This window comes from Psychrobacter sp. H7-1 (genome assembly GCF_904846585.1).
GTDB classification, from domain to species: domain Bacteria; phylum Pseudomonadota; class Gammaproteobacteria; order Pseudomonadales; family Moraxellaceae; genus Psychrobacter; species Psychrobacter raelei.
In genome coordinates this window covers 15,518-39,663 of sequence record NZ_CAJHBH010000018.1, presented here as the reverse complement: position 1 = coordinate 39,663, position 24,146 = coordinate 15,518, and the positions used below count along the sequence as shown (strand labels likewise).

General features: G+C 43.9%; 12 protein-coding genes and 2 pseudogenes. 6 read left to right on the top strand and 8 right to left on the bottom strand.

The genetic code is table 11. The features are described from left to right. The first annotated feature begins 31 nt into the window (after positions 1-31). Positions 32-913 carry an ATP-binding cassette domain-containing protein gene (locus JMX92_RS07120; protein WP_201544783.1) on the top strand — a complete coding sequence of 294 codons (882 nt, stop codon included), beginning with the start codon at positions 32-34 and terminating at the stop codon, positions 911-913. Positions 914-1,069: 156 nt separating this feature from the next. Then, positions 1,070-2,842, top strand: coding sequence for a bifunctional peptide-methionine (S)-S-oxide reductase MsrA/peptide-methionine (R)-S-oxide reductase MsrB (msrAB, locus tag JMX92_RS07115; protein ID WP_201544775.1), 1,773 nt, complete (start codon positions 1,070-1,072; stop codon positions 2,840-2,842). A 23-nt stretch (positions 2,843-2,865) separates the two neighbouring features. Here the strand turns inward: msrAB and ggt are convergent, their stop codons facing one another. From ggt to xseA, 4 genes and pseudogenes are all read right to left on the bottom strand, one after another. Further along, a complete protein-coding gene (gene ggt, locus JMX92_RS07110; RefSeq protein ID WP_201544773.1) occupies positions 2,866-4,719 on the bottom strand; it encodes a gamma-glutamyltransferase in 1,854 nt (617 codons plus the stop codon). A gap of 109 nt (positions 4,720-4,828) precedes the next feature. Next, positions 4,829-6,022, bottom strand: a complete 1,194-nt coding sequence (locus tag JMX92_RS07105; RefSeq protein ID WP_201544771.1) for a glycerate kinase — start codon at positions 6,020-6,022, stop codon at positions 4,829-4,831. A gap of 207 nt (positions 6,023-6,229) precedes the next feature. Beyond that, positions 6,230-6,439: pseudogene (gene xseB, locus JMX92_RS13515) on the bottom strand (exodeoxyribonuclease VII small subunit); the annotation flags it as partial. 79 nt (positions 6,440-6,518) lie between these two features. After that, positions 6,519-8,045, bottom strand: a complete 1,527-nt coding sequence (xseA, locus tag JMX92_RS07095) for an exodeoxyribonuclease VII large subunit (protein WP_201544769.1) — start codon at positions 8,043-8,045, stop codon at positions 6,519-6,521. A 193-nt stretch (positions 8,046-8,238) separates the two neighbouring features. Between xseA and JMX92_RS07090 the strand changes: the two genes are divergently transcribed. The 3 genes and pseudogenes from JMX92_RS07090 to JMX92_RS13510 all read left to right on the top strand — a co-directional run. Then, on the top strand, positions 8,239-8,766 hold the full coding sequence (locus JMX92_RS07090) for a peroxiredoxin (protein WP_011960609.1): 528 nt from the start codon (positions 8,239-8,241) through the stop codon (positions 8,764-8,766). A gap of 654 nt (positions 8,767-9,420) precedes the next feature. Then, positions 9,421-18,315 (top strand): beta strand repeat-containing protein, encoded by an 8,895-nt coding sequence (locus JMX92_RS07085; RefSeq protein WP_201544767.1) that lies wholly within the window; start codon positions 9,421-9,423, stop codon positions 18,313-18,315. Between the two features lie 662 nt (positions 18,316-18,977). Then, positions 18,978-19,243 (top strand): annotated as a pseudogene (locus JMX92_RS13510) (DDE-type integrase/transposase/recombinase); the annotation flags it as partial. Between the two features lie 43 nt (positions 19,244-19,286). On the opposite strand, the gene argE reads toward JMX92_RS13510, so the two are convergent. From argE to JMX92_RS07065, 4 genes are all read right to left on the bottom strand, one after another. Then, the gene (argE, locus tag JMX92_RS07080) at positions 19,287-20,432 is read right to left on the bottom strand and encodes an acetylornithine deacetylase (protein WP_265089770.1); all 1,146 of its coding nucleotides are present in this window, start codon (positions 20,430-20,432) and stop codon (positions 19,287-19,289) included. 36 nt (positions 20,433-20,468) lie between these two features. Next, a complete protein-coding gene (locus JMX92_RS07075; protein WP_201544765.1) occupies positions 20,469-21,401 on the bottom strand; it encodes a LysR family transcriptional regulator in 933 nt (310 codons plus the stop codon). Between the two features lie 84 nt (positions 21,402-21,485). Continuing rightward, positions 21,486-22,160, bottom strand: coding sequence for a DUF1028 domain-containing protein (locus JMX92_RS07070; protein WP_201544763.1), 675 nt, complete (start codon positions 22,158-22,160; stop codon positions 21,486-21,488). Between the two features lie 53 nt (positions 22,161-22,213). Next, positions 22,214-22,627: a RidA family protein gene (locus JMX92_RS07065; protein WP_110924355.1), complete on the bottom strand. Its 414-nt coding sequence runs from the start codon at positions 22,625-22,627 to the stop codon at positions 22,214-22,216. 254 nt (positions 22,628-22,881) lie between these two features. Between JMX92_RS07065 and JMX92_RS07060 the strand changes: the two genes are divergently transcribed. Continuing rightward, the gene (locus JMX92_RS07060; protein ID WP_201544761.1) at positions 22,882-24,114 is read left to right on the top strand and encodes a flavin-containing monooxygenase; all 1,233 of its coding nucleotides are present in this window, start codon (positions 22,882-22,884) and stop codon (positions 24,112-24,114) included. Positions 24,115-24,146: the final 32 nt, after the last annotated feature.

The following is a 24,146-nucleotide window of genomic DNA, read 5'->3' as shown; positions in this document are numbered from 1 at the left end:
GTTTTTATTCATTTAGCAAAAGATGACCGCCATGAGCCACATTCAATTACAAAACGTCAGTAAAGTTTTTGATGCCACGCCAAATGAGGCTAAGCAAGTGCTTAGCCTGTTACAGCAGGGCATGAGCAGCAGTGAAGTGCGTGAGCAGACCGGATATTCGGTAGGCTTATATGATATTAATTTGAGTATAGAGGCGGGCGAGCTGCACTGTATTATGGGGCTATCAGGCTCCGGTAAGTCCACTTTAATTCGTCATATTAATCGGCTTATTGGCCCAACTGACGGCAAAATCTGGATAGACACTCAGCACAGTGTGGGGAGCGCTGATTATTTGGACGGTGCTGAGCATATCTCTGATCAGCCGAAAGTGATTAATGTGTTAAGCCTAAGCGATAAGCCATTACAGCAGTTTCGTCAGAACAATGTCAGCATGGTGTTTCAGCATTTTGGCTTAGTGCCGCACATGACTGTGATTCAAAATGTGGCGTATGGACTGCGGGTACGAAAAATGACCAAGTCCAAGCGTCATGAGATAGCACGTCATTGGTTGCATGAGGTGGGATTAGAGGGCATAGAGACCAGCTATCCTGATGAGCTGTCGGGCGGTATGCAGCAGCGAGTGGGCTTGGCGCGCGCCCTAGCGGTAGATACGCCCATTATCTTAATGGATGAAGCCTTCTCAGCACTTGACCCGTTAATTCGTGGTCAATTGCAAGACCAATTGCTTGAGCTGCAGCATAAGCTTAATAAAACTATCGTATTTATCACCCATGACATTGATGAGGCGATTAGACTAGGTAGTCGTATCAGTATCTTAAATGGGGGACGTTTGGTACAAACAGGCACACCGCAGCAATTAAAGGCGCATCCTGCCGATGCGTATGTGGAACGCTTTATGGTGGCCAGAGGCTGACCTCTTATGTGGTAGTTATATTGCAGGCTTGTATTTTGCACAAATCAGCCTTTGCAATCTACATCAACAGCCGCCATTATAAGGACATAGCCTACAGGTTATCACTATAAATAGCTTAGGTAAAATAGCCTAAGCAAATAAAAAGGTCCTATGCCCATGTCACACTCAGCCACTCAAACACCCGCTGACAAGCGCCCGCAATTAAAGCGCCTTGTCATTCTAACCGGCTTTATAGTCGCCAGTGGCACCTTATTGCCTGCCTGCGGCAAAGTATCTCAAGATAACACGCCCAAACCCACAGCAGAATCTTCGAACACAGGGGTTACTGACAGCCGTGATATGCTGCCAAGCGACGTGATTAACCAACTAAAGGCTTTGCCACAGCTAACCCAAGGCCTTGGGCGTAATGGGGCTGAGGTTTTGGATCCTAATAAGCCAACTTTGGTGAAGTTTTGGGCAAGTTGGTGTCCGCTTTGTTTAGGGACGCTTGAGGAGACCGAAAGCTGGCGTAAAGATAACGCCTTTGACGGACTCAATGTGGTCACAGTGGCAAGCCCTGGCCATCTGAATGAAAAACAAGCGGCAGACTTTACTCAGTGGTATGCAGGCGTGCAGGCAGATTATCCTAAGTTGCCGGTATTAGCGGACAGCTCGGGCAGCTTAATTAAACAGCTGGGCGTGCAAGTGTATCCAAGCTGGGCTATTTTGGATAAGCGCGGTAATCTGGTGCGCCTGATTAAAGGTAATTTGAGCAAAGAGCAGGCGTATGCGTTAGCTGAAAACGCAGACAATGATTTTGCAGCGCTTAAAAATAGCAAAGCCAAGCCCACTCAAACGGGCGCTGATAGTACGGTAAGCGCTAAGTCTGGTAGTCCTAATAATAAAAACGGGGTGTATTACAATTCAGCTGGCACGCCGATTAATACCAAGACCATTTATTTGGCAGGAGGCTGCTTTTGGGGGCTAGAGGCCTATATGGAGCGAGTTGATGGGGTCGTAGATGCCATCTCTGGCTATGCCAATGGCAACCCAAAAGTGACTGACCCAAGCTACGAGCAAGTGATCGCTGGGTCTGGTCATGCTGAGACGGTCAAAGTAGTCTATGACGCTGATAAAATCGATTTGGAAACGGTTTTAAAGTACTATCTAAGGGTAATTGACCCGACCAGTCTGAACAAACAAGGCAACGACCGTGGTGTGCAATATCGTACCGGTATTTATTATACTGATGCGTCCGATAAAGCAGCAGTTGACAAGGCGTTAGCTTCTATTAAATCTAAATATACTAAGCCAATTGTGGTTGAGCACCAGCCCTTACAAAACTTCTCATTGGCCGAAGAGTATCATCAAGATTACTTGGCTAAAAACCCCAATGGCTATTGTCATATTGATTTAAGTCTAGCGGACGATAAGCTACAGTCAACCAATAAAACAGTCAAGTTGGCGGCGGCCAATACAGTTGCTGAAGCACTTAACCCCAAGCGTTATGCAAATTTTGATAAAAATGCATTAAAAAACACCCTAACTAAGGCGCAGTATGACATTACCCAAAAGGCAGGTACGGAGCGCGCTTTTAGTCATGAATACGATCATTTATTTGCGCCAGGTATCTATGTGGATGTGGTAAGCGGTGAGCCCTTGTTCTTATCCACTCATAAGTATGACTCAGGCTGTGGGTGGCCAAGCTTTTGGCAGCCGATTGCCCCTGAAGTAGTTACTGAACATAAGGATATGGCCTTTAATATGGTGCGCACTGAAGTACGTTCGCGCGTGGCTGACTCACATCTGGGTCATGTCTTTAATGATGGCCCAAAAGATAAAACAGGTCTGCGCTACTGTATCAATGGCGGCGCGCTACAGTTTATTCCAGTCGATAAAATGCCGCAGTCAGGCTACGGCGTTTTTGTCGATCAAGTGGCGGTTAAGTAAATACTCGTTTAATTAGTGGCTGATTAGTAGCCCACTACTGCAGCATCTACCTGTCTTGGATCAGTGGCCCCATATTTGCCTTTTGGGGTTACCATGATGGATTGAGTAGAGCCCATGGTCTCTTTTGGAGATATCTTATGGCCCATGGATTCAAGCTTGCGGATGGTGTCCACATTAAGCGCTTTTTCAATACGAATTTCATCCGGCATCCACTGATCATGGATACGCGGAGCATGAGTGGCGTCCGCAATGTTCATGTCATGGTCAATGACGTTGGAGATTATCTGAGTCACTGTGGTGATAATACGGCTACCACCTGGACTGCCAGTCACTATGTAAGGCTGATTGTCTTTAAAGACAATTGTCGGGCTCATAGAGGACAGCGGGCGCTTGCTGGCAGCAACAGCATTGGCGTCATTACCCAATAAGCCATAAGCATTTGCGGTGCCAGGTTTGGCCGAGAAGTCATCCATTTCGTTATTTAATAAGATCCCTGTGCCTTCAGCGACTAGGCCGGTGCCATAAGAGAAGTTTAGGGTATAGGTATTGGCCACCGCATTGCCATATTTATCGACAATAGAGAAGTGCGTGGTCTCATCGCTTTCGTAAGGGACAGGGTTATCCGGCTTAACTTGGCTGGCAGGGGTGGCTTTATTGGGATTAATCTTTGCCCGAAGCTTCTGAGCATAAGCCTTAGAAGTAATACCAGATAGGGGAACATCGATAAAGTCTGAATCACCCAGATACTCTGCACGATCTGCATAGGCCAATTGCATCGCCTCAGACATTAAATGAATGGTCTGGGCACTGTTTTGCCCATAGTCCTTAAGCGGATAACCCTCCAAGATATTAAGAATCTGCACAATGTGGGCACCCCCCGATGATGGTGGCGGCATAGAGGCAATCTCATAGCCGCGGTAGGTACCACGTACAGGCTCACGCATCACCGCTTTGTAATTAGCAAAGTCTTGTAGGCTCATGATACCGCCTGCTTCATTAACTGCTTTGACGATTTGCTGTGCTGTTTTGCTTTTATAAAATCCATCGGCACCTTGTTTGGCAATGAGCTTAAGCGAGGCGGCAAGCTGTGGCTGATACAAACGCTCGCCGACGTCATAAGCACTGCCGTCGGGCTTAAAGAATATCTTAGCCGTACTGGGCCATTTTTTTAGTCTGTCCTCTAAGGCGTTCAATGAATCAGCCAGGCCAGGTGTCACCTCAATGCCATTCTCAGCTAAGTCAATGGCGGGTGCCATGACTTTACTTAGCGGCATACTGCCAAATTGCTCAAGTGCTGTGACCAGGCCTGCCACGGTACCTGGTACGCCAACAGCCAAACCATGATAGCGAGACAGCTCAGCGTCTGCTTCTCCATCTGCGCCCAGATACATGTCCTTGTATGCCTTAATCGGCGCCTTTTCACGATAATCCAGAGCCACAGTTTTACCGGTTTTGGCATCATAAATCATCATAAAGCCACCACCACCGATATTGCCTGCGCGCGGTAAGGTGACTGCCAATGCAAAGCCGACAGCCACGGCGGCATCTACTGCATTGCCGCCATCTTTGAGGATTTGCAAGCCAATCTCTGAAGCCAGTGCTTCTTGAGATGCCACCATGCCATTTTTTGCCCATAGCGGGTGGTGAATGGCATCGGGTGAAAATATAGCAGTGTCATCTAAGCTTGCCGTGGTGCTCGTGGGTTTAAGAGCAGTTGTCTGGCTAGAGGGGGGAAGGGCTTTTAAGGTTTTGGTTTCAAAGATCTGTAGCGCTTGGGTGTCAGCCGCCGCAGTTGAGCCAAATCCGAAACTTAATAAGCTGGATAACGCTAAAGCGGTAACCAGCTTGTGATAAGACGGTAACGGGTGTTTTTTCATCGAACAATCCTCTCTTCCATGAGTGGCTTGATGCGGTCATGCTGGCGCGATATGACACAATGGCAAAGTTGATTAAAAGCTCATTAAACTCTCATTAAAGTTAACCAAACTATAGGTTGAGCTGTTGGCCAATTTTTAAAGTAACCGCTAACTGATAAGCGGTATGTGCCACATTAGAATACGCTTCAGCCATGACTTTATCTAAGCTGTCTAGTTTTTGAATACTGGGCACAACCACATCAAAAGGTGACATGGCAAATGCTTTGGCATTAGAGTCAGCACAAACGCTGGCACTCGGCTTTGAGTGTAACGAATAATGACGATCCACACTACCACAAATTGCCATTACCGGTACATTATGTGCTCGAGCTTGTCTGGCCACGCCACTGGCCACCTTACCCATAGCAGTCTGTGAGTCAAGCTTACCCTCACCGGTAATGACTAAGCTTGCTGTGGTCAAGTGCTTGTCTAGAGCCACCGCATCAGCAATGGTATCAAAGCCGGATTTTAATTCAGCGGCACAAAAAGCCATTAGCCCAAAGCCAAGTCCACCTGCTGCACCTGCGCCTGCAGAGACACGGCAGCTATCGGCGCAGATGCTCTGGGTTTGACACACATCAGCAAAATGCGATAAAGCTTGATCTAAGCTTAGCACTTGCTCAGGGGTAGCGCCTTTTTGTGGTGCAAAGACATGACTGGCACCCGTAGAGCCACATAGCGGGCTGGTCACATCGCAGGCGACAGTGATCTTGATATCAGACAATACATGTAGCGCGGTACGGTCAATACTGTGAGTATGAATAAGGCTGGCACCCCCTGGCGGCAACAGCTTGCCAGACGCATCTAAGATCTTAACGCCCAAAGCCTGTAGTATACCTGTGCCAGCATCATTGGTCGCACTGCCGCCAAGTCCAATTAAGATCTGCTTTGCCCCTTGGTTAATGGCATCGAGGATCATTTCTCCCACGCCATAACTGCTGGCGATGAGTGGATTTCGCTCATGATCTGCCAATAAATGCAGTCCGCAAGCTTCAGCGATCTCGATAACGGCAGTGGCATCAGCGGTGAGCAAGTATTTGGCGGTAATGGCGCGCATTAACGGATCATGCACGTCAATCTCTCGCCACTGTCCATCGAGTACATAAGACAATACTTCAGAGGTGCCTTCGCCGCCATCGGCTAAAGGCAATAGGGTGTAATTGGCTTCAGGATAAACTTGGCTAAACCCTTCTTGAATAGCACGGCACACACCAATGGCGTCTAAGCTTTCTTTGAATGAGTCAGGGGCAATTAAAATATTCATGGGCAGTGGGGTACTCAAAAGACAAATAGATAATAAAAATTGGTCATGTCGATGACGCTTTTAAAACGACTGATCATCCAATATCGTTGCCCCTTATTCAGCATCCTCCTCAGAAACTTGAGTCTGTACCTCTTGAGCTGAGTTTGTCTTTGCATCCGGCTTTAAAGCAGGGTCTGCATTTTTTTGCAAATCAGCGGTTGTCCCATCTTCATCAAAGGCTGCATCAAGTGCTTGCTGTACCGCTTCAATGCGTGCTTGGCATACTTTATAAGCGGCGATAGATTGCTCTACGGTATTCATCAGATTATCAATATCGGGCTCATTTGAGTTTTGCAGCTCTTCGGCATTAATCTTTAGAATTTGATAGGCTTCTTTAAATGTTTTTGGCGTGGTTTTTTTGCGGGTACGTGTGGCCATAATAAAATCCTTATAGGGGTTGATAGATTTACAATATATTAAGCATTAAGATAAGAGCAAAAGAGTCAATAAGCATCAATTAGCTTTGGTCAGATTCAACATTTGGAAGTGTGGTAACCTCATAGACCACCGCTTTGAGCTCACCGTCACTCATAGCAATCTTCAAAAAGTCACCTTTTTCAACAGTAGCTACCGAGCTTAGGTATTTATTATCCAAGTTTTGGACAAACGCATAGCCTTGGTCAAGTAAGCGGGCTGGGTTCTGAATTAAGACCACTTGTTGGTAATAACGTACTTGCCTTTCAGCATCATCGAGTCGTTTATAACTGCTATTTTTGAGGGCTTGATACAGGCTGTCCATTGACGCATTGGCACGAGATAAATGGCTGTAGCTTAGCTGCTGGATACGCTGCATATTGGTTTTGGCCGTCATACTTGCTTCACGAAGCTCAAACTTGGCATGCTGCTTGATGCTATTAAAATGTGAGTCGCTTAAGTGTTGCCAGCGCTGCAGGTTATAGCTGCTTGAATTTTGAATGGTGTTAAACTGACGTTCGGTGGCCATTGCCGCTTGATTAAGCTGCTGCTGGCTGATGTGTTGAATGGCATCGGCATAGTCTTGGGTGCGCTGCATTAGGCTGGCAAGGTGATTGGTGATACCGGCAATGACTTTAGACGGGGTATCAAAGCTGGTGTGCGCTACCTCATCCAAGATGACATTGTCACGCTCGTGACCGATACCGACCCAGACGGGAATGGGCTGCTCAGCAACCAAAGCGGCCAATTCATAATCATTAAGGTAGGCTAAGTCACCAACGGCGCCACCACCACGGATAATGACCATGACATCGGGCAGTCGCTCGTACTGTTTTTTGAAGACAAGCATGCCTTTGGTAATGGCATGGCGGATCTCTTTGGGGGCATGATTGCCTTGGAAAGTGGCGTGATGATAGTGAAAGTGACAGGCACCTGTGCCCTCAAGCCTATTGGCATCAGCTTGAAAATCACCCAGACCGGCGGCCTTTTCAGGGGCGATAACCAGCACATGCTCGATATCAAATGGCGGCGGGACTTGCTTATTTAAATTCAAGAGTCCTTCAGCGCTTAACTGCTCAAGCATGGCGGCATATTGACGCGCCAAATCTCCTAAAGTGTAGCTGGGATCTATATCATTAATGGCTAGCGAAAAGCCATATAAAGGATGGAAGGTGGCGCTCACATTGAGTAAAACAGTGACATCTCTGTCAAGCTTCATGCCGGTGGCGCGCTCGAACTTGGTCAATACTCTGGCCGCTTTAAAGCGCCATAAGTTACCGCGGCAACTGGCAATAACTTTGCCCTCGTCATCTTTTTCAGCCAACTCAAAGTAATAGTGTCCACCTTTGCTGGATAAATTACGAATCTCAGCTTTGACCCAAACGCTGTGGCGAAACGTTTCTTTAACCACCAGCTCAACGGCTGCTAAATAATCACTGAGCCTAAGCACGGTATTTTCTAATTCATCGTCAATCGGATCGATGAGCATCTCGCTTTTTATGTCTTGGGCATCAAAGTCGCTATTGTCCGAGTCTGGCATATCAAGGCGAGATAAGTCTGGCTTAGGCATAATATCAGTCTATATCAAAAAAGAGGTTAAGGTTCAAAACTGTGAAGGCGATACTTGTGAGAAAAACACAGAGGGTATTATAGCCTGATAAATAAGGTATGCCCTAAAGATTTGAACCCAGACTGTTAAAACTGTTAATATATAACCGCAGTAATTCGACAACAAAAACACAAAACCTAAATTGGAGATAAGAATGATTACCCATGTACCTGATGTAACCTTCAAAACTCGTGTCCGTGACGAATCTATCGGTGGAGAAAATCCATTTAAATGGTATGACTTAACCACAGATGAGTTATTTGCCAATAAAAAAGTAGTTGTGTTCTCCTTGCCGGGTGCTTTTACACCAACCTGTTCGACCAGTCACTTACCGCGCTACGAAGAGCTTTACAATGAGTTCAAAGCGTTAGGTGTAGATGAGGTTGTTTGTGTATCAGTAAACGATGCGTTTGTTATGTACCAGTGGGGCTTGAAGCAAGGCCGTGAAAATGTTTTCTTGCTGCCTGATGGTAACGGTGAGTTCACTCGTAAAATGGGTATGTTGGTTGATAAGAGCAATCTAGGCTTTGGTATGCGTTCATGGCGTTATTCGATGTATGTCGATAATAAAGAAATCAAACAAGTATTTATGGAGCCAGGTTTCGATGACAACTGCCCAACTGATCCATTTGAAGTATCAGATGCCGATACTATGTTAGAGTACTTAAAAAGCCAGAAATAAATCACGCTGATTTTTAAGTGACAAAACGCCAAGTGTTATGAAACTGCGTTGTCTTTATTAAGGCAACGCAGTTTTTTTATATTAAACGAATTATAAGCGTTGCAGTATGAGAATATATTAATTAGTAGACGAGGAGGTTGTGTTAAGAATGGGGTGTTTACAGATATACTGGTGGCATAGATAAAAATGTTTTTTATTGACACTAGACAAAAAATAATAATTTAGACTGATTTATTCTAAATCCTTTTGAAGTAAGTGGATATTGATATCTGCTTACTTTTTTTATGTAACAAAATAAAGTAGCTCTAAAAGGACAATAACTATAAAAGATTAAAATATTGAACAAATGTCTAGTTTTTCATCTAAGTACTCATCTCCTATAAGTAGGGGGGTGAGCCAAAATATATTACTTATGTTAAGTTTTAATTAATAGTTTTTCTCATTGTTATTTTTCGGAATAGAGAGGGGGTCTTGCTGTTTATATTAAAATATTAATGAAAAATATATGTTTACATCAGTACGCTCGTATCCTAGGATAAAATTAGACGTAAATATCTTATAAATACTACTCAGTAATATTATAAAAATAATTTGCACTATTAAGAAAACAAGTTAAATCTAATATTGATGGGTTGCTTTACCAAGGAATGAGTAATGAAAAACATTATAGTGAAAACCCATAATAATAAGACACAAATCTCAGAAGTCACGGCAACGATTCATGATAATAATCAAAAAACAGTTATTGATGCGGCTAAAAATGTAAATTATGAGTTCTTGGATGAGTCTTTAGGGTATGCGCCCAATCACATCATCACCAAACGTGTTGGTAAAGATTTGCACGTTTCTTTTGAGGTTGAGGGTAAAGATTCTGACCTAATTATTAATGGCTTCTTTGACGACGAAAACCAAGCATTAATAGGCTTGGCTGAAGATGGCCGCTATTATTACTATATTCCTGACACGGGCGAAGTGGTTGATTATGTGACTCAGCTAGAAGTTGGTGCGATTGAAGGGCAAGCACTTGGCGGCGAGTCAATGATTGAGCCATTGTGGATTCAAATGGCGTCGACAGGTTTACCTTGGTGGGCTACTGGAATCGGCGGCTTATTAGCGGCCGGTGTGATTGGTGCAGCTGCTAGTAGCGGAGGCGGTGGTAGTAAAACAGAACAGCCGATTGATGCAATTGATGATGGTAGCGTAAATAATCCTTATAGTTCTGTGGCAGAAGACACGCCACTTACCAATTTGAAGGTTCTTTCAAATGACAGCAGTCCTGAAGGCCGTCCGCTAAGCATAGTTGCAGCCAGTAGTCCCAATGGTGAGGTTGCTATTAACCCTGATGGCACGCTTAATTTTATGCCTGCGGCAAACTTTAATGGTCCGACCACAATAACCTATACGATTAGCGATGGCGCTGGTGGTAGTGATACCGCGACGGTTCATATTGATGTGACTGACGTTAATGATGCGCCTGAAGCAGAGTCACAGCGTATTGTTGCTGATGAGAATACAATAATAGAGACACCGCTAACCGGCAGTGATGTTGATGGTGACGTCGTTAGTATAACGGTGATACAGGTTCCACCAGCCAGCCAAGGTTTTTTAAGTTATGAAAAAAATGGCACTCGTGTTGAGATAACTGCAAATGCAGTATTGACACCAGAAGAAGCTGAAAGTGTGACGTTCACTGTAACAGAAAATTTTAACGGAACCGTTAATCCAATTAAATTTAGCACCACCGATGACGATGGTGCGGTATCAACTCCTGCCACAGTTGAGATTACGGTGAGCGATGTCAATGATGCACCAGAGGCCATGGATGCGACAGTCAACACCCATGAGGGCACACCGGTATCCGTGCCGCTGATTGCCACTGACATTGATGGCATGGTTAAGAGCATTACCATTACCGCCATTCCAGATGCCGCCCGTGAAGGCGTGTTAACCTATATCGATGCCGGCGGCAACGAGCAGATAATTACTGTTAACACCGTACTGAGTGTGGATGAATCGAGCACAGTGGTGTTTACGCCAGTGGCAAACTTTAATGGCGCCGCCACGTCTGTGACATTTACCGCAACTGATGATGATGGTTTGGTATCAGCGCCTGCGACAGTCACGCTTGATGTAACCGATGTCAATACACCGCCTGTGGCAGATGATGCAGTCATTACCACGGATGAAGATACAGCAGTGCCTGTACCGTTTACTGGCAGTGATGTGGATGGCACCGTTGTTAGCGTCACCGTCCTGCAAGTACCGCCAACCAATCAGGGTATTCTGGTGTATGACAATGATAATAACCCAGATACAAAGCCGGTTCAGATTACGGCAAATGCAGAGCTGAGTTTGGCTCAAGCAGAGACGGTTCAATTCGTGCCAGCAAAAGATTTCAATGGTGTGGTAAATCCTATTAGATTTACGACCACCGATGATGACGGCATGGTGTCAAGTCCTTCCATAGTCTCTATTAACATATCATCTGTCATTGATGTGACTTACGTGGTGATGACAGGCGATGGCACTGTCGTAGAAGCAGAGGCTGCAGGCTATGGTGTTCAGCTTCTAGACAATGAAGGCAGCCCAGTAGTAGTGACTCAGGACACAGCGGTTACCGTCACGTTCAATAATAGCACCACCCAAGATGCTGACACCGAGTACAGCGACGGCAAAAGCATTACCGTCACCATACCAGCAGGTTCATCAACTGCATCATTTGATGTACAAACGATCGATGATTATCTAGCAGATGATGGGGAGCGTTATAGCTTAACCATCACTGATGTGGACACAGATGAGTTTGAAGCGGTAGACATTAATGGTTTCACAGACTCTAATAACGTAGTACATAGCAATACAGTTGGCACCACCATTGAGAGTAACAGCACGGCTGATAGTAGCAATGAAGGCGGATATGACAGCCGAGACACCGTTTATGTTGAACTCACCGGTGATGCCAGTACAGATGAAGCCGCGGGCAGTGAGCTTAATCATCAAATCAACCTAATTGATGATGGCGGCAATCTTGTTGTTTTAACAGCCGCTCAATCTGTCACCGTTACCCTAGAGTATTATAACGATGGCACCCAAGCGGCTGACTTTACGACTAAGACGACGGACGTCACCCTTACCGGCACAAACACCGGTAACGTCACCAACGTTGTGGCAGATGACTTATTATCTGAAGGGGTAGAGCGTTATAGTGTTCGTATCATCGCGGTGAGTGATAATGACAACAGCTTTGAGACACTGGCTATTAGCGACAGTAACAAGGCTACGGGCACCATCATTGATAACGATAGTGCCCCAGTCATTAGTATTGCCAAAAGTAGCGATGTGAATGAAGATGCCGGCACAGTGACTTACACGGTCAGCCTATCAAACCCAAGCACCCAAAGCGTGAGTGTGGACTATGCTACAGCAAATGACAGCGCTATTTATGGTGAAGACTATGATGTCATTAGCGGCACCTTAATCTTCGCAGCCGGTGAAATAAGCAAGACCCTCACCGTTGCCATCACAGATGACAACATTGATGAGGCAGCTCAAGACTACAGCGTCACCCTATCAAACCCAACCTATGCTGCGGTTAGTGGCACCGAGGGCAGTGTCACCACCACCATCATCGACAATGATGCTGCGCCTGTGGCGAGTATTACAAATACCAGTACCGAGGAGGGGGGCGACTTAGTGTTTGATGTGACACTAGATCGCACCAGTAATACAGATACGAGTGTTGACTTGAGTCTGGGTAATGATACAGCCACGTTAGGTACAGACACTAGCACACCGATTCAAATCAGCACCGATGGCGGCATTACCTGGACAGAGGTGACAGACCCAAGTAGATTTAGTGCGATTGTTCCTGCAGGCAACACAGAGATATTGGTACGTGTGCCTACAATGGATGATTATCTTAAAGAGGGTGCAGAGACACTGACCCTTAGTGCTGAAGCAAAAGATCAAGCAGGCACTGGAACAGGATCTGCAACTGGCACCGGCAGCATTGTTGATGAAGCGCCAACAGCAGAAGACACCGTATATGTTCGTCTAACTGGCGACTCTACGCTAACTGAAGATGATGATAATAGCCTTGAGCATACATTAGAGTTGGTGGATAGCAGTGGTAATTTAGTAACCTTAACCGGCAATCAACAAGTCGTCGTTAATCTAAAATACGTAGACGACGATACCAATGCGGCAGATTATAGCGACGTACGATTAAGCTCATTCACTTTCGATGCAGCGAGTGGTAGCAGTATTACCCTAACCAATAGCGTTGTTAATGACACTTTAAAAGAGGGTCGAGAAAGTTATCTTCTTAAAGCCTCTATCGCCTCAAGCCAAGGTTTTGAGCGTGTTCGTTTGGACGCTGAAAATAGTGTCATTGGTGAAATTATTGATGACATTAGTCCTAAGCCAGACACCAATCGTGTGCAAGAAGATGGCATCAGTATGGCCACAGGCAATGTATTATCTAATGATGAGATGGGAACAGGAGCTACAGTCAGCCTAACGACCACACCTGCCGATGCTGGTAACTACGGTTCATTAACTTTAGATGCTGATGGTAGTTACACCTTTACTTTAGACAATGGCTTACCTGCGGTACAGGCGCTTGCTAAAGGCGAAACAAAAGAGTTGGTGTATGAGTATAGGTTAGCCGGTAACGCGGCGCCGACCACATTAACGATTGCTATTGAAGGTGCCAATGATGCGCCAACGTTAGATTTATTTAATAGTAATACGACAACCACAAGCTTTATCACTACTTTTGAAGAGGGAAGCGGTGCAGTCGCTATTGCTGACAGTAGTGCGATTGTGGATATTGATACCAATGACACCATTAACAGTGCCGTTGTCAAAATAACCAATGCTCAACTCGGTGATGTGTTATCAGCAGGTACTTTACCGGCAGGTATCACAGCCACCTTAATAGGTAGTGTCCGAATTGAGTTATCAGGTTCTGCCAGTCGAGCAGATTATCAAACAGTGATTGATGCGATTACCTTCAATAACACCTCCGCAACACCAAGCGAGATTGATCGGCTAATAGAGGTGGTGGTCACTGACAACAATGGACTATCCAGCAATATCGCCACGACGGTTGTTGAGGTAGATGCAACGCCACAAGCCGTCAATGATGCCACGCAGGTAGAAGAAGGCGGTGTCACCATTAGCAGCAGCACTGAAAACCTAAACTTATTGGCCAATGATGATTTAGGCACATCAGATACTGCAATGACTGGATTTAGTTATAAAAACGAGAATGGCGATTGGACGCCAGGTAGTTTCGATACGACTGTTGACACACTATATGGCTCATTAACCATCAGTACTGATGGTAGCTGGTCATACACCTCTGATACGGCAGAAGAAAACTTAGCGGGCGTAACTGACACCATTGAATATAACATTCGAGACGGTAATGGAGATGAAAGCAGCGCTGCCTTTAATATCATGGTTTCTGATACCAGTCCAACAGCATTAATCCCAGAAGTAACCGTTAGTGAAAGTGACTTGCCAAATGGTACAAATGAGATTAAAAACTCATTAATCGCTCGTCATAATCTTAATATCACCAAAGATGCCGATGACATTGTTGATGTGATATTCAACAGCGTCACGATTGACACGTTAGTTGCCTTAGGGCTGACGTCTGGTGGCGAGGCTCTATCCTATGAGTTTATCAATGATGGCCATACGCTTACTGCAAAAGACACGAGCGGTGAGACGGTATTCACCATTGAGCTCAATAATACCAATGACAGTACAGGCTCAAGTCAGTCGTTTAGATTTACACTCAATAAAACGTTAGATCATGCATCTGATACAGATGTTGTCAATCTGCCAATAAGTTATGAGCTTAAAGATGATGACAGCAGCACGACTCAGCAGTTTGTCGTGAATATTGATGATGATGGGGTTAGGGCGGTTGATAATGCTGTTGTAGAGGTAGTAGAAAAGTCAGGAGACATGATATCAGGCAATGTCATCGATAATGACCAAGGTGTGGATGCCAATTTATTACTTAATGACTACACTTACCTCGATGAAAATGGTGATTCTGTCACCTCGACAACGTTTGGTGCACCAGTTGATACGCCAACAGGCTCATTAACAGTTAATGAAGATGGCAACTGGTCATTTGTTGCCAATAAAGCCATTGATAACCGATATCCTGCGCCAAACCTGCAAGATGATGGGTCGTTTAGCTACACCTTGGTTGATGCTGACGGTGATATATCAAACAGTGCGACTCAAACAATTCGAGTGACCGATACTGCGCCAGTGGTTGTCAGTGACAAAGGCGTGGTGCTAAAAGAAGATGAGTTATTTGGTAGTTCGGGCATGCGTAGTACGCATGAAATCACTGTGACAGATGTCTTTAGTATCACCACAAATGCCGATGACATTGAAGACATCTACTTCACAGTTGAGGATGGGTCACAGCCGTCATTCACCTTAAGTAATGGCACGCCGCTATATTATCGCTATAAAGAGGTTAATGGTGAGCCAGACCTGCATACTATTTATGCAACGAAAACCCAAGCAGGCCCAATCAAAGAGGGTTTAGAAAGTGATGGGGAGACTGTTAATGAGTCTGAGAATAATGTTGCTTTTAAGGTCACCATCAATCCTGACAACAACAGTTATGTCGCCATCTTGTATGACACGATTCGACATCCTGATGTGGATGCGAATGATGATAATCTGATTGATAATGCCATATTTAATCTGCAGTATGCACTTGAAGACAGTGATGGATCTATTGTTGAGGACTCGTTTAATCTTGACGTTGAAAATAGACTTGTCGCGGAAAACCTAGTGTTCATTATCAATGAAGCCGATTATGGTGACTTGACCGATGATGGCTCGGATGTATTGGTTATTAATGTCGCAGAGACCTTTGACGGTGGTGTCATTCAGCTATTAAGCAAAGACTTTGTGAGTAAGTCGACCATTACGTCAGGACAAACCCTTTATATTGATGTTCATGGCAAAGAAGTTGCTGCAAATGACCCAACGGCAGTTGGTTCTGTCAAAAACATCGGTAACGGGGTTATTGAGTTTGATCCAGCAGAAAACTATTCAAGCTTTGTTGGCGATGATGTAAGTTTTAATGTTCGTGCGCAAGATGGCGGTATGGCACTCACCCGTAGTGTCACAGTCAAGGTTAATCCAATCGAAGATGCACCAATTATCGTCATTGATGATGCAGAGGTGAGTATCGTTGATGATAATTATACGATTTATGTCGAAGAAGATACTTCAGCACAGCTTGGGTTTAAAGCGCCAATTATTGGTGATTTGGGGGTTGAAAACGGCACTCTAGACATACTAAATCCTGATTATTTGGTAGCAAATACGGGTAATGATGATGATTTAGAAAATGGTGGTTCAATTGACCGCTCCGAGCGTTTGGGTGCAATCACATTAAGTGGTATACCTGACCGTGCTGAGCTGTTTTATATGGATAGTGATAATACCAAACAGGTGGTTTATGCCGTTACGGATACAGCGGGCAGCGTCACTATAAAGCTCACCGATGGTGTTCATATCCTAGACTCAGAAATGAGCTTTGATAAAGAAATGACCACCGAGCAGTTTGAATCATTGCAAATAGCGCCGCCTGCAAACAGTGGCACTAACTTTGATGTGTTCATGAGTGTGACTGAGTATGAAGTGGATGAAAATAATACGCCATTGAGCACAGACAAAGGTTTTGTCACCACGACTGCCACGATTATCGTTGATGTGCAAGCAGTGACCGATGCACCGGTGATTGACTTGGTTGGCAATAATGAGGTAACGGTAGGCGCAAACCTAATCACAGCCAGTATTGATGAAGACACAACATTAAGTCTACAAAATGTGATTAATGAACGCTTTGAAGATAAAGATGGCTCAGAGCGTTATCAATATCAAATTACAGGATTGCCTGAAGCAACCACAGTTGTTATTGCAGGTCAAACGCTCACAGCAGGCTCTAATGGCACGGTGACGTCATCATTTAAGACAGTGAATATGAATACTGATCCTGTCATTGATATGACGCCGCCACAAGATTACGCCGGTGTAATCGAAGCAACCCTGACGCTAATTACCAAAGATCGAGAGCCTAATGGAGAAAAAGACATTACAGATAAAGACGATAGCAGTGCAAATATTGCTGAGCAGTCAACCTCTGTAGAACTAGAGCTGACCGTTAATCCTAAGCATGATATTGAGGTTGCCACACCTGGCGAAGGTAAAGAAGATACTCAGATTGCCTTATTTAAAGACGAAAATGGTGATCCAACCATCACAGTAACCGATGCAGATGGCAGTGAAATGATCACAAGTGTCGGTATCTCTAAACAGCAAGTAGATGACTTTATATCAGCCGGTGGCAAATTCATTATTGATATAAACGGTACCGAACAACCAGTCGACACATTCATTGAACTTCCAACTCAGCCAGGCTTTTATCAGTTTTATGGAGACAGTGTTTCAGGCATTGTGGATTTACTTGATATCACAATTGTTCCCCCTGCGCACAGCAGTAAAGACATCGATTTCACCTATTATGTCGAAACAACGGATACCTCAATTGGTGCAGGTGCATTAGCGCAGACAGATGGTGATACTTTTGACAGAACCATTAAAGTGACGCCAGTGGCGGAAAGCGTTGATACTGATAGCGACGGTGCAAATGATAATGATGTGACCATGAATCCTGATTACACTTACACAAGCACCATTTACGAGGATGGAGATCATGATGATGACTCTAGCACAGCGCCTGATTGGTTTAATCTGAATGATGGCATTGATCTAAAAGCAGCGTGGTCAAATGAGGATCAATCATCGCTGACAAATGGAACGGGGAGTGTTTATACGGATTCTGAAGAAACCTTTGCCCGCCTAACGGTGCAGATTGAAGACAGCCAGAATCCTGGCAGCTTTGCTAAGGCAGCGGGCGCACAGTTTCAATATGAGCTAAACGGCAATACTGTTGAGGTGACAGCTGGTAAAGACGGTATCGATGTTCCAGCAGTGGCGCTTGATACGTTAAAATTTATTGCGCCACCAAACTATGCCGGTGAGGTGCAGATTGTGGTCAATGCTGTGACGATTGATTATGATGAAGATGACGACACAGCTACGCAAGAAACAGTGTCAGGTGAGTCTATTCTGAGTATGACGGTGACTGCTGTTGCAGATGATGTCTTGTTAAGTGTTCAGCCAGTGCGTGGCTTTGAAGACGCGGGCCGTAGTAAGGGCAATCCGCCTGAGGATGTCGACCCAACTTATATTCCAAGCGGTTTTATAGACATGCCTGAAAACGGCATTCCTCTTAAAATAAAAGCGCAATCAGAAGATAAAGATGACTCTGAAACCTTTAACATCACCATCGACAACTTACCAGATGGCAGCGCTTTGTATGTTTATGACGCAGTGAGTCATACTTACATACTGGTGGCTCAGAATTATACAGGCGCAATTGATTCGTTTACGCTCAATGATGCAGATTCAAACCCCGATATTAATAGCGTCACCTAAGAAAAGTAAATTTCATATTCCACTCCTCTACACTATATAGATAATAGCGCATAGAGCTTTCCTGACTTGTCAGAGTAAGATTGATCCATGGCATATGCAGATATTAATAATATTTTAAACACCATAATATTGAGGGGTTTATTACCTAATAAGTTATTGTTTCAATAAGAAATTGATCTACTTTAGCGTTAACTATTTCTAGTACTGAGCTCAATTTTTAGCATAGGTCGACTACAAAACTGACTATATTAGTGTATTTGCACTGACTCTAACACTTGCTGGCATGCTTGAGCCAAATAAGGGTCAACACCGTCCTGTTTAAGCACCCATTTAATATAACCAGTACCTTCAGAGCTTGTAGCTAAATCTGCGATAGCCTCGCTTTTATATTTACTAAAACTTAAATGTGTGGGTACATGTGCTATTTGGCTAAATTATATAAGTTATCCACACCAGTGATAACATGACCTTGATTGTTAGCTAAATAAATCAGACTACCAAGCACTAGCTCAGTGAAGTAAATATCAGCAATGGTAGCATGCACGTTCTTTGTTTGAGCACGTGCCACATCTCGGTGGAAGGGTAATCTCACCGAAAAATAAGAACACTCATAAACATGTACATGTAATAGATGTTAAGGAAAGCGTGCTCAAATTATGAGTACGCTCAAATCAAACCATAGTAAGTTGGTCTACCCAAACCTTCTAAGCCAAACATTTAATACCAATCGACCTAATGAGGCTTGGGTTAGTGACATTACTGACATATGGACAAACGAGGGTTGGCTATACTTGGTAGGTGTTAAAGATTTCTACACTAAAGATCTGTTAGGCTATGCCGTATTGAACGCATGACCACTAATTTAGTACGCTATGCGTTCAATACGGCAATCAAGAATAAACGAGCCAACCAACGAATAATTGTACATTTTAATTTTTCAATGAGTTTCAGAGAATTGAGCAGGTTTGACGCTATTTCAGCTGTTTTAATAAGTTCTCTAAAAACAAGTCACACTTATCCATTTCAGAGACTTCTACATACTCATTGGGTTTATGCCCTTGCTCCATAGAACCTGGCCCACAAACAAAAATAGGGCTATCAAAGGTTTGAGAAAACAAACCACCTTCTGTCCCAAAAGATATCTTCCCAACGGTGGTATCATCTGAGAGTAGGGATTTCAAAAATTGCAATTCAGGATGCTCATGACTGGTACTTAACCCTGGATAAGCATTCATAAAGTGGATATTGGCATATTGACTGTGAGAGTGTTTTTGCAGGTTTGTATTGATGATATCTGTAATCGTGTCAATGCTGTCTTCCGCTATGTGACGTATCTCATAATCTATGGTGCAGCTGTCTGAGACCACGTTTAAGGCAGTACCACCTTGAATTTTTCCAACATGAATAGTGGTGTAAGGGATGTCATACTCTTCATCACGTTGTCCGCTAAGAGCCAATTCATTTTGACTGTCTACCAAAGACGTCACTACTTGTGTGGCAACATGAATCGCATTGCGGTAATTGGGTGCCATAGAAGAATGCCCATTCTCTCCACTACAACGCGCTTGATAAACTGCCTTGCCTTTATGTCCTAACGCTATTTGCATCGAGGTAGGCTCACCAATCACACAAAACCGTGGCGTCTTAATTAACGTTGGCAACTGAGGCAATATATTTCTAACACCCAAGCAACCAATTTCTTCATCAAAAGATAAGCATACATGCAGCGGGATAGTCAGTTTCTGCTGGCTGGCTTGGCACATTATTCTAATCACACAAGCAATAAAGCCTTTCATATCCGTCGAACCGCGCCCATAAATTTTATCATCACGTTCATCAGCGATGAAAGGATCACTTTCCCAGTGGTCTTTATTAGCAGGAACCACATCGGTATGCCCTGATAATAAGACACCGTGTTCCTCGGTTGGACCAGTAGAGGCGAATAAATTGGCTTTGTTGCCTTCTTCGCTATAATCGACAATCACGAAAATACCGTGGCTTTCGAATAGAGATTTAACAGCTTCAATTAAAGATAAATTACTTTTATAAGAAGTCGTGTCAAAACTAATCAGGGTTTTTAATATTTCTATACTGCTGTCTTTATTTATTATTGACATAAATAACCTCTTAAATCTGGATGTTATTGGTCGTTTTTATAAAGGACTCATTCCAGGAATATTGCCATCAGCAAAGCAACGCTGACAGTGTTGAATAAAGGATTTAACCAATAGCGTGTTATGTGCATTAATTGGCGTCATAACACCTATTTTCATTGGTCTCAGATTTCCTTGAATAGGTATGCGTACTAACTCTTTGCCATCCATAGCGGTATTTACTCTAGGTCTTGTATTAAAAATACTGTAACCCAACTCATTGGCGACCATGGTTTTGACAATCTCAACATAATGACTTTGGGTATGAATATTCGGTGTTAAACCTTGCTGTTCAAAAAGTGATAAAAAATACTCATAACTGTAGGGGATATCTAATAAAACCATAGGCAGTTTGGACAAAGTTTTTAGGGTAACGGACTTCTCTGATGCTAAAGGATGGTTCGCAGAAACTAAGGCATAAGGGGGTAAGCTCGCTAGTGGCTGAAAGTTCACCTGCTTCTCATCAATCTCCAAATCAAAAGTTAGTGCTAAATCTAGTTTGTTAGAGAGTACTGACATCATAAGCATACGAGGCGTATCTAGGTTTAAATCGATCTCGACTTGTTCAAAGGTTTGCGAATAATGTTGGACTACTGCGGAATATAAGGTGGGTGCTGCACCAATATAACAACCCAGCTTGAGTTTGCCTTTTACCTCACTAGAGATCTCAGCAGCCCAAGCATAAAGATCTGACGTTTCATCTAGAATTCTTTGGCATTTTTTTTTGAGTATTTCGCCTACTGGGGTTAGCTGTAGACCTTTTGCGTGTTGCCGAATAAAAAGCTGCACCTCTAATTCTTTTTCAATATGAGCAATAGCGGCCGAAATCGATGGCGACGAGATATGCACTTCTTCTGAAGCGGCTAGGATGCTGCCATGTTTGGCAGCACCAACGAAATATTCCATCTGACGTAAAGAGATTCGGCGGTTCATGTATATACTCATATATTTAATAAAAGGGTACTGTCACTGTACCCTCAATTATTAAACATAACGCGTCGTATTACACTATTTTATTCACAAATCACCAGGCACGCCGTAACTTGGTGCAGTCGTTGGATCTACCGCTCTTGCTATATAGTCATTCATTTGTGGCTCATAAACCTGCCAAGCAGTCGCTAAATCATCAATTGGGTTCTCTGACCAGTCTAATCGTAAGTCGACGATAGGCCACTGTATGTCTTTAGCCATAACCATCAAGCCAACGGAATGAACAGGTCCAGCTTCACCGCCAGCAGACAAACCTGCTTTCATAGCCACCAACAGGCGCTCTGCTAGGGATCCATCAGTCTGCTCAAATGCCTCAACAATCGCTTGTGGCACAGTATCGTTATCGAGCAAGTTTCCGGCACTAACCACATCTGTGCTGATGAAATGCCCATGAACGCCTAACGTCTGCTCGCCACTGAATACCGCGCCTTTGTCTTCATTATTCAAAGCAACCAACTGGCGATACTGTATAAAGTCTTCAGTTTCAACCAAACGTTTAATAGCGTTCTCTGGCGTGTCGCCTTTCTCTAAAGCATCGAGAATTTTGGTACCCAGAATAGGATCAGTAATGTTTTGACTCATTACCATGCCGACCCCAGCGCGACCATGCAAACATCGTGACGCAACTGCAGGTGAAGAAGATGACACGGCACCTCCAATTTGTCCTGTTTTTTTACAGCGAGCAATAATAGAAAAGGTCATGTTAATCTCCAAATGCAATAGTGTTTACCTGATAGTTTAAGTCTAGGTCTGCGTTAGTCAGGAATGACAGCAGTGGCGTCTACTTCTACTAGCCACTCAGGTCTGGCTAATGCCGTGACTACAATACCGGTAGAGACCGGGTATACGCCTTTTAGCCACTTGCCGACGACACGGTAAACGTCTTCACGATAGCGTGGATCAACGATATAAATCGTGATTTTGCAGATATCTTCTAATTCACCACCTGCTTCTTTTAATAGCATATCAATGTTGTACATCGCTCTTTCTGTCTGTCCTGCCACATCGGCAAGGCAAACACTTTCTGTGGTTTCGAGATTCTGTCCAATTTGACCTCGAAGAAAAACAGTACGCCCTCTAGCAACGACTGCCTGACACAGATCATTGTCTATACTTTGTTCGGGGTAAGTTTCTTTGGTGTTGAAGCAGCGAATCCTTTCATGTTTCATGTTCTGTACCCTTTAGTTAAATAAATGAAGAAAATTTAGTATAGGTAAACTCTGAAACCTTATCTATTCTGATTTTTTGTACTTCTGATTCAGAAATAGTAAACCAGAGAAGCGAAATTATTTTGGGCATCATTACTTACTTGTGAGTTTTCTATTGATTTTGTTTTTCTGAAGCAATAGTTATTAAAAGAGTTATTTAAATTGTTGTTGTTTCACATAGGATGTAGATAGAAATTAATTTACTGGAGAAAATAATGCAGACGACGGATACGTTAGTAATTGGCGGTGGACAAGCTGGTATTGCAATGAGTGAGCACCTGTCTAAGGAAGGCATTGAGCACATTGTCTTAGAAAAGAATCGTATTGCAGAAGCATGGCGTACTCGCCGCTGGGACTCTTTAGTTGCCAACGGACCTTGCTGGCATGATCGCTTTCCTAGCATGCTGTTTGAGGATGACCAAGAAGGGTTTATTCATCATGACAAGGTTGCGGATTACTTCCAAAAATATGCCGAACATATCAATGCCCCTGTTCAAACAGGTGTTGCGGTTACTAAGGTTACGCCTTTACAGGGCAGACAAGGCTATCACGTCACTACCTCAGAGGGTGAGCTAGAAGCCAAGCGTATTGTGGTAGCAACAGGTGCATTCCAAGTACCTTCTATTCCACCGATTATCCCTACAACTGTTAACGTACAACAAATCCACTCGGATAGTTATAAAAATCCTGAACAGTTGCCAGAGGGTGCTGTATTAGTGATTGGTAGTGGTTCATCAGGCGTACAGATTGCTAAAGAATTAAACGCCGCTGGCAAAAAAGTTTATTTGTCTGTTGGTGCGCATGAACGTCCACCAAGACGCTATAGAGGCCGTGACAATGTTTGGTGGTTAGGCGTATTAGGCGGTTGGGACAGAGAAAAACCAAATGATGGACCATTAAAAGGCTTTGCTGTCAGCGGTATGAATGGTGGAGAAACAGTTGATTTCCGTAAATTAGCTCATGACGGTATTCATTTATTAGGTTTAACAAAATCATTTTCAGGCGACACGCTAACGTTCAATGATGATTTATTTGAAAACGTCAATGAAGCGGAGCAAAACTATTTGGCGCTTTTGGATGTGGCAGATAAATATGTTGAGGATAATGGTCTAGACCTACCTGAAGAGCCAGAAGCACGTGAATTCTTAGAGTTACCTGAATCTATTAGTAATCCGAGTCTATCGATAGATTTTAGTGAAAGTAATATTACTAGCGTGATTTGGGCAACTGGATTCAAGTATGACTATAGTTGGTTAGAGGTTGACGTATTAGATGATGTCGGTCGCCCACTACATAATCGCGGTGTCACTTCAGCAACTGGTATTTATTTTGTCGGCTTACCTTTCTTGTCAGGTCAGGGGTCATCCTTTATTTGGGGAGTTTGGCATGATGCTGGGCGTATCGCTGAACATATCGCTATTAAGAAAAAATATCACGAGTATAGTTAAGGACGCTAAATACGCTAACAAACCAAATTTCT

What these genes read in the sequence shown, in the direction of transcription:
- JMX92_RS07120 (WP_201544783.1), top strand. Translation starts at nt 32, where the DNA reads ATGAGCCACATTCAATTACAAAACGTCAGTAAAGTTTTTGATGCCACG.
- msrAB (WP_201544775.1), top strand. Translation starts at nt 1,070, where the DNA reads ATGTCACACTCAGCCACTCAAACACCCGCTGACAAGCGCCCGCAATTA.
- ggt (WP_201544773.1), bottom strand. Translation starts at nt 4,719, where the DNA reads ATGAAAAAACACCCGTTACCGTCTTATCACAAGCTGGTTACCGCTTTA.
- JMX92_RS07105 (WP_201544771.1), bottom strand. Translation starts at nt 6,022, where the DNA reads ATGAATATTTTAATTGCCCCTGACTCATTCAAAGAAAGCTTAGACGCC.
- xseA (WP_201544769.1), bottom strand. Translation starts at nt 8,045, where the DNA reads ATGCCTAAGCCAGACTTATCTCGCCTTGATATGCCAGACTCGGACAAT.
- JMX92_RS07090 (WP_011960609.1), top strand. Translation starts at nt 8,239, where the DNA reads ATGATTACCCATGTACCTGATGTAACCTTCAAAACTCGTGTCCGTGAC.
- JMX92_RS07085 (WP_201544767.1), top strand. Translation starts at nt 9,421, where the DNA reads ATGAAAAACATTATAGTGAAAACCCATAATAATAAGACACAAATCTCA.
- argE (WP_265089770.1), bottom strand. Translation starts at nt 20,432, where the DNA reads ATGTCAATAATAAATAAAGACAGCAGTATAGAAATATTAAAAACCCTG.
- JMX92_RS07075 (WP_201544765.1), bottom strand. Translation starts at nt 21,401, where the DNA reads ATGAACCGCCGAATCTCTTTACGTCAGATGGAATATTTCGTTGGTGCT.
- JMX92_RS07070 (WP_201544763.1), bottom strand. Translation starts at nt 22,160, where the DNA reads ATGACCTTTTCTATTATTGCTCGCTGTAAAAAAACAGGACAAATTGGA.
- JMX92_RS07065 (WP_110924355.1), bottom strand. Translation starts at nt 22,627, where the DNA reads ATGAAACATGAAAGGATTCGCTGCTTCAACACCAAAGAAACTTACCCC.
- JMX92_RS07060 (WP_201544761.1), top strand. Translation starts at nt 22,882, where the DNA reads ATGCAGACGACGGATACGTTAGTAATTGGCGGTGGACAAGCTGGTATT.